A 6,228-nucleotide genomic window follows, 5' to 3' on the forward strand; every position below is an offset into this window, starting at 1 on the left:
GGGCAGAAGGGTTTCCCTTCTTTGTTGCCCATATGGGTACGGTACCTTATCTAATATTCACTACCCTCATCTTGGGGGATAATGAACCATATGACTCTTTCTATCTACCGTTCTTGAACGTCTGTGCCACGGAGACAGTTCTCTTAGCCTGATGTTTGACCGCAGGTTCAATATCACCAACAATCTTCCCATCCTGACCGATGGTGGCGGAAGTCCCATAGGGATTTCCTCCAGCAGCGAATAATACCGGATCTGTATACCCGGGAGCTGCTACCAGAGCACCCCAGTGGTACATGACCGTATAGAGGGAAAGGATGGTAGCCTCTTGCCCACCATGAGGATTCTGTGCCGAAGACATTGCGCTGACCACCTTGTTTACAGTTTTGCCTTGAGCCCAAAGTCCACCTGTTGTATCGAGGAACTGCTTCATTTGAGACGCCATGACTCCGAATCGGGTTGGAGTACTGAAAATGATGGCATCGGCCCAATCAAGATCATCCACTGTGGCAACAGGAATATTCTTTGTTGCCTCCACGGTAGCCTTCCAAGCGGGATTCTCCTCTATCGCGGACTGAGGAGCAAGTTCCGCAACCTTCAACAGCTTCACTTCAGCGCCAGCTTCCTTAGCCGCCTCGGCAGCCCACTTTGCCATCTGATAGTTCGAACCACCCATACTATAAAACACTATTGCCAAATTTACCTTAGCCATATCAAAACTCCTAATAATTAATCGTTCTATTTCCTTGGTCATCCATTGGAAGAACCAAGCTTCTTCAACAGCTCAACAAGCTGTTGTTTCTCTTCTGTACTCAATACACTGAAAATACCACCGATATTCGCTACATGGCCGGGAAACATGGTTTCCACCAATTTAAAGCCCTTTTCGGTTATACGTATGAGACTCGCCCTTCCATCCTGGGGATCGGGGTATCTCACTACAAATCCAGTCTTTTCCAAATTCTCAATGACCACCGTCATATTTCCGCCAGTGGAGAGCGTTCCTTCAAGAATCTCACCAATACGAAGATTTCCTTTATGGTAGAGAATCTCAAGCACTCCAAACTGGGCTGCTGTTAGACCTACCTGCTTGATGGTCCTCATTTCGCGTCGCCTCACCGATTGGAAACATCGTGAAAGTGTTACCAAGGCTTTCAAATTCAAATCATTATCGGCTCCATACGACTTCTTGTCCTTCATATTCCCAATATACTACTAATTAGTAATAAAGTCTACTGTCTTCCCCACTTGGAAGAAGAGAAACCGGTAATAGCTCTAAAACATAGAGAGATTACCATGATGGTATTTGAATACTAATCACCAATACCAACTGATTGTTCCTCCTTAAGAGAAAGATACTTGTGTAGTTATCATTTTAAAAACGAGGGGCCCTTTGTCTTGGTCTAGCATTATTGAAAGTCTAATTTTTTGTCCGCACAGCTTCTCTGCGGGAGAAAACGGTCAAGAGTGCTTCAAGTAGTTCCTTGTTGCTTTGTATGTATTGATTCCAGTATTATTGGTTCTCCCTTTGCATCTTCTGTGTTTCTTTGTAAATCAGTCGAACCGTAGCAAGATAGAAAACCAAGAACAACAATTGACTTATCTGGCCAAAGTTTATCCAGCTGAACAACCCCTTGGTGGAAATCATGAACCAATAATTTATGAGTACATCAGAGACAATGACCACCCCATAAAGAACCAATCCCATATTGAGGGAATACAGAAGAAAGATTATTGCCAGGGGATCGAAGAAAGTGAGCAGTGTCCAATATATATTCAGCCAGACTGGCACATTGCTGTTCAGTCTCTGATAAGGGAAGAGGCCGTACTTGATCAAGTCCATAGCATGATTATACGTAGCACCTAGAAACGACAACAGATAGATGATAAGCAGAATTTTCAGTACATAAGATTTCTTGACCGTGAAAATATCTTTGACTGAAACACGTCTTTTATTCATTGCATACCCAGCCTCTTGATTCTCTGTAGGTACTACCAAGCCTTTTCTCTTTGGGATATCCACATCCCTGCCTTGGAACATGTTGTCGGAAGATGAAAACATCAACACATGTATGATATCCTATGCCCACTGGAAGTTAAACAGCAAACTATATCGTGGATCAAGGTTTTCAAGAATAAAGAGTATGCAGGCTTTCAGGTGCCTGGCAAGTTGTCATAATGGTTATAGCTGCAGTTGGTATGGTTACGCTCATGGTTTTTCACATTGAAGCATATGAACATACATACCATCTTCCAGAAAAATCAAAAACCCAGGCTGAAGACTGGTTCTTTATGGGCACGATTGGGTTTGAACCGATGACTACCATCTATCGGCAAACAAACCTTCGCTATGTAGCACAATCTGTTTTTCATCCACAACAATCAATGCATAATCACTTTTCATAAATCATATGTACAATTCACGAATTACCCATTACTATATTAATTATTCAGGAGAATATAGCATGGATAATAATTTTTCAGGACCTGTAACCGTTTTTCATGGATTCTTACTGCCTGAGGAGGCAATCCCTGTTGGGTATGTGGCTCTTATTGATGCATATCAACTTCCTGCACCCTTTCCCCGACTGAAAATGGCAATTGGATCGAAACATCGTATTCTAAAAAGTACAGAGTGGCACTTGCTGACGCCTAGACATCGACCGGAAGAAACACTCATGGGTCATCTTGAATTCGCTTTAAAATATGAAGGAATAGATTTATGCATATTGAAAAAACTGTTTGAGGTAATCGATAGACGAACGATTGAAACCATCATTCTGGATACGATTACCGGTTCATACAGCAGACGGATTTGGTTTCTCTATGAATGGCTCATGGGTACATTCCTTGATATCCCAGATATCAAGAAAGGTAACTATGTATTGGTTGTCAATCCCAAACAGCAAGTTACCATAGAAGGAGAAAGATCCAAGAGGCATCGTGTTGTGAACAATCTTCTAGGGACTCCTGATTTTTGTCCGATGATCAGGAAAACTGAAGAACTTGAAGAAGTTCTCATGATTGACCTTAAAGGTAAAGCTCTCCAAGTTATTTCAGATATCCCAAAGGATGTCGTAGCGCGTGCTGCAGCATTCTTGCTACTTAAAGATTCCAAAGCAAGTTTTTCCATAGAAAATGAGTCACCTTCGCATGATAGGATCCAGCGATGGGGCAATGCGTTGAGAGAAGCAGGGAAATCACCTTTGAGTAAAGAGGAACTGATACGTCTCCAACATATTGTGATAGGCTCTAGAGGTTTTGTGAAGATAGGGTTCAGAGACGATGGTGGTTTCATTGGCGAACATGATAGAGAAACAGGAACACCCATAGTTGAACATATAAGTGCAAGATATGAAGATATTGACTCTTTAATTTCAGGCCTTATTGCATATAACAATAGAGTTTTCCATCAAATTGATCCAATTGTTGCCGCAGCTGCGATTGCTTTCGGGTTTGTGATTATCCATCCATTCTCTGATGGAAATGGAAGGATTCATCGATATCTCATTCATCATATTCTTGCAAAGTATGGGTACAATCCCCCAGGAATGATATTTCCTATTTCAAGTGCAATGCTACTTCGAATAGAGGAATATGCTTCCGTCCTGAAAAATTACTCACAAAGCATTCTCCCGTTCATACGGTGGGAACCTACAGAAGATCACAATGTACGTGTCCTGAATTCAACAATAGACTACTACCGATACTTTGATGCAACCCCCTATGCGGAGTTTCTATATCATTGTGTGCAGCAAACGATTGAACAAGATCTCCCGAAAGAGACACAATTCCTAATGAATTATGATCGGTTCAGAGAAACGGTACAGGATTCTGTTGAAATGCCTGATTCTATGGTCTTTCTCTTATATAGTTTCATTTCACAGAATGAGGGAAAGCTATCAAAACGGGCACGTGAAAAGGAATTCCTACAGTTAACTACCGAAGAAATTGAACACTTTGAAGCTGTATATAATAGGCTGTTTATTGCCGATACCGTAGAGTAGTTTTCGCATAGTAGAGAAATACATAGGGTGTGAGAAAACGGTTATGAGTACGTTAAAAAACGGTCATTCAGTTTTCAATAGCAGCCGGTAGTTAAGCCGGCAATCACAGGTTCCCGTCATACGTCGATGAGAAGATAGCACCTACTTGCTAGTGTCAAGGAATATTTTAGGGGGGCTCGGACAGATAGTTTTTGTCATATTACCTCAAAAATATTATACCGCTAGCATGTATTGCCAACTATATGATATTGTTGATTGTTCCTATTGGTAGAGTTTCCATAGGGTAAATACCCGAAAAGCCAGTAATCTTGCGATCTTTACAATATTTCACAAACCCTACAATGAGAGACTGTTATAAAAAAAATCATTTTTCAAATTCTTTGAAGCAAACTCCAACTTATTCCTTCTTAGGAGGTATCAAACTTATTTGGAGGCTTTCAAATGTATTTTCAAAAAGCGCTTTTGTTTGCTATGCAAGAAAAGAAAGTAGGAGAACTAGAACTCACTAAGATATCTGGAGCAAATCCCAGATGGATTACTGAAATCACAACCAATTCTGATTGGCATCCAAGATTGGATACTATATTAAGACTTTGCTATTCACTTGAATTCGATGTATTTAGTTTTCTTGATTATGCAGAATTTGGATTTTCAAGAAACAATGTATATTCAAGCAAGTACTTTCCAGGAAACCGTTCTACCTCAGAGTTATGGGACCTTATACCTATTCAAAAAAAAGTAATACTTGAAATTATGCCGATACATGTAGCTAAAGCATTCAGGTCTTTAAGAAAAGATCGTCGACTATCCCAAAAAAATTAGAGGAAATCACACCATTTACTAAAAGTACAATAAGTCTTAGAGAAGGATATCGAAATAAAAATTATCCTACAGTCACTACAATAGCTATATATTGTAAAGCCTATAAAATTTCCTTTTCTCAATTTATGACAAGAGTATTCGAACATACTATAATAAGACCATGAATTGAGACAGGGAGGTGCAAAAATAACGAATTGCTGTTACCGTTGAAAACGGAGCAGAAAATGGGACGTAACAGGAAAACTTACAGCGAATCGTTCAAAAAAGAAGTAGCGGTCGAGGCTCTCAAGGAAAAGACACCGGTGGCAGAACTAGCGACTGCATACGGGATATCCCCGAGCATGGTGACGACCTGGAAGAAAGCATTCCTCAACGGGGAGTTCAGCAAAGAACTGCAGAAACTCCGCAAGGAGCTGGAGGAAAGCAAGAAAATCCAGGAAGAGACCTTCATCGAACTGGGGAAGCACCAGCTTGAGGTCGCAATCCTAAAAAAAAAATTGAACATAAAGGACTGACGCTGTACGAGCTCGTGGACGAGGAAATCGCCCTCGAGCTCCAGGCAACCGGCATCGGGCTGTCCATCGCCGACCAGTGCAGGCTGCTGAAGATAAACCGTGCCAGTTATTATAGATGGAAGGCCCATCAGGAACAATCCGTGAGGGAAGAGCGCCAGAGGCAGCTGGATGCGAAGAAAGATAGTGAAATCTCTTTTGCCACTGCGGTATTGGACGCATGGCAGGCTCATCCCACCTATGGATACCGGAAACTGAGCCATTACATGCTGCGAACCGGCCATCCTGAGGCTACAGAGAAGCGGGTCAGGCTCATGTATCAAAGGCTGGGACTCAAAGGACTTAGACCCAAGTTCAAAACCACGAGACCACCCAAGAGGAAATTCAAGAAGTACCCGTATCTGCTCAGGGGAAAGACCATTGCATATGTCAACCAGGTCTGGGCAACGGATATCACCTACATCAAGCTTGACGGACGGATGGTTTACCTTACCGCCATCATTGATCTGTACAGCAGGAAGATCCTAAGCTGGGGCTTGAGTGAGACGATGAAGACAGAGTTCTGCATTGATTGCCTGCACGAAGCCGTCGTCAGATATGGGGTCCCGGCCATCTTTAACACCGATTGTGGGTCCCAATTCTGCAGCAATGAATTCATTGGAGTATTGCAGGGGTATGGGATTGAGATAAGCATGGATGGAATCGGCAGATGTTTAGACAATATTTTCATCGAGCGAACTTGGTTGACCCTGAAATATGAATGTATTTTCCTTCACGACTGGAGAACAATGAAAGAATTGGAAGCAGGACTCTCAAGCTTCATCTTTTCCTTCAATAGTGAACGACCACATCAAGGCCTGGATTATCAGATACCGGATGAAGTCTATAGA

8 protein-coding genes are annotated in these 6,228 nt (G+C 42.0%); 5 read left to right on the forward strand and 3 right to left on the reverse strand.

Annotated features, from left to right (window positions below; translation table 11 throughout):
- Window positions 1-100: 100 nt before the first annotated feature.
- From wrbA to JF818_RS16140, 3 genes are all read right to left on the reverse strand, one after another.
- Complete coding sequence (gene wrbA / locus JF818_RS16130) at window positions 101-709, reverse strand: NAD(P)H:quinone oxidoreductase (protein WP_198893064.1); 609 nt, start codon at window positions 707-709, stop codon at window positions 101-103.
- Window positions 710-747: 38 nt separating this feature from the next.
- Window positions 748-1,197: a MarR family winged helix-turn-helix transcriptional regulator gene (locus JF818_RS16135; protein WP_198893065.1), complete on the reverse strand. Its 450-nt coding sequence runs from the start codon at window positions 1,195-1,197 to the stop codon at window positions 748-750.
- Between the two features lie 313 nt (window positions 1,198-1,510).
- A complete protein-coding gene (locus JF818_RS16140; protein ID WP_198893066.1) occupies window positions 1,511-2,062 on the reverse strand; it encodes a hypothetical protein in 552 nt (183 codons plus the stop codon).
- Between the two features lie 146 nt (window positions 2,063-2,208).
- On the opposite strand from JF818_RS16140, the gene JF818_RS16145 reads away from it, so the two are divergent.
- From JF818_RS16145 to JF818_RS16160, 5 genes are all read left to right on the forward strand, one after another.
- Entirely contained in the window at window positions 2,209-2,403 is a 195-nt protein-coding gene (locus JF818_RS16145) for a hypothetical protein (protein ID WP_198893067.1), read from the forward strand.
- Window positions 2,404-2,462: 59 nt separating this feature from the next.
- Window positions 2,463-4,004 (forward strand): Fic family protein, encoded by a 1,542-nt coding sequence (locus JF818_RS16150; protein ID WP_233068003.1) that lies wholly within the window; start codon window positions 2,463-2,465, stop codon window positions 4,002-4,004.
- A gap of 441 nt (window positions 4,005-4,445) precedes the next feature.
- Window positions 4,446-4,826 (forward strand): hypothetical protein, encoded by a 381-nt coding sequence (locus JF818_RS16155; RefSeq protein ID WP_198893068.1) that lies wholly within the window; start codon window positions 4,446-4,448, stop codon window positions 4,824-4,826.
- Between the two features lie 224 nt (window positions 4,827-5,050).
- Complete coding sequence (locus JF818_RS16515) at window positions 5,051-5,341, forward strand: transposase (RefSeq protein WP_233068005.1); 291 nt, start codon at window positions 5,051-5,053, stop codon at window positions 5,339-5,341.
- A 14-nt stretch (window positions 5,342-5,355) separates the two neighbouring features.
- On the forward strand, window positions 5,356-6,228 hold an 873-nt coding region (locus JF818_RS16160; RefSeq protein WP_370570359.1), incomplete at its 3' end, for an IS3 family transposase.

Origin of the sequence: Sphaerochaeta sp. S2, from assembly GCF_016406725.1 — a bacterium.
Classification (GTDB): domain Bacteria; phylum Spirochaetota; class Spirochaetia; order Sphaerochaetales; family Sphaerochaetaceae; genus Sphaerochaeta.

What these genes read in the sequence shown, in the direction of transcription:
- wrbA (WP_198893064.1), bottom strand. Translation starts at nt 709, where the DNA reads ATGGCTAAGGTAAATTTGGCAATAGTGTTTTATAGTATGGGTGGTTCG.
- JF818_RS16135 (WP_198893065.1), bottom strand. Translation starts at nt 1,197, where the DNA reads ATGAAGGACAAGAAGTCGTATGGAGCCGATAATGATTTGAATTTGAAA.
- JF818_RS16145 (WP_198893067.1), top strand. Translation starts at nt 2,209, where the DNA reads ATGGTTTTTCACATTGAAGCATATGAACATACATACCATCTTCCAGAA.
- JF818_RS16150 (WP_233068003.1), top strand. Translation starts at nt 2,463, where the DNA reads ATGGATAATAATTTTTCAGGACCTGTAACCGTTTTTCATGGATTCTTA.
- JF818_RS16155 (WP_198893068.1), top strand. Translation starts at nt 4,446, where the DNA reads ATGTATTTTCAAAAAGCGCTTTTGTTTGCTATGCAAGAAAAGAAAGTA.
- JF818_RS16515 (WP_233068005.1), top strand. Translation starts at nt 5,051, where the DNA reads ATGGGACGTAACAGGAAAACTTACAGCGAATCGTTCAAAAAAGAAGTA.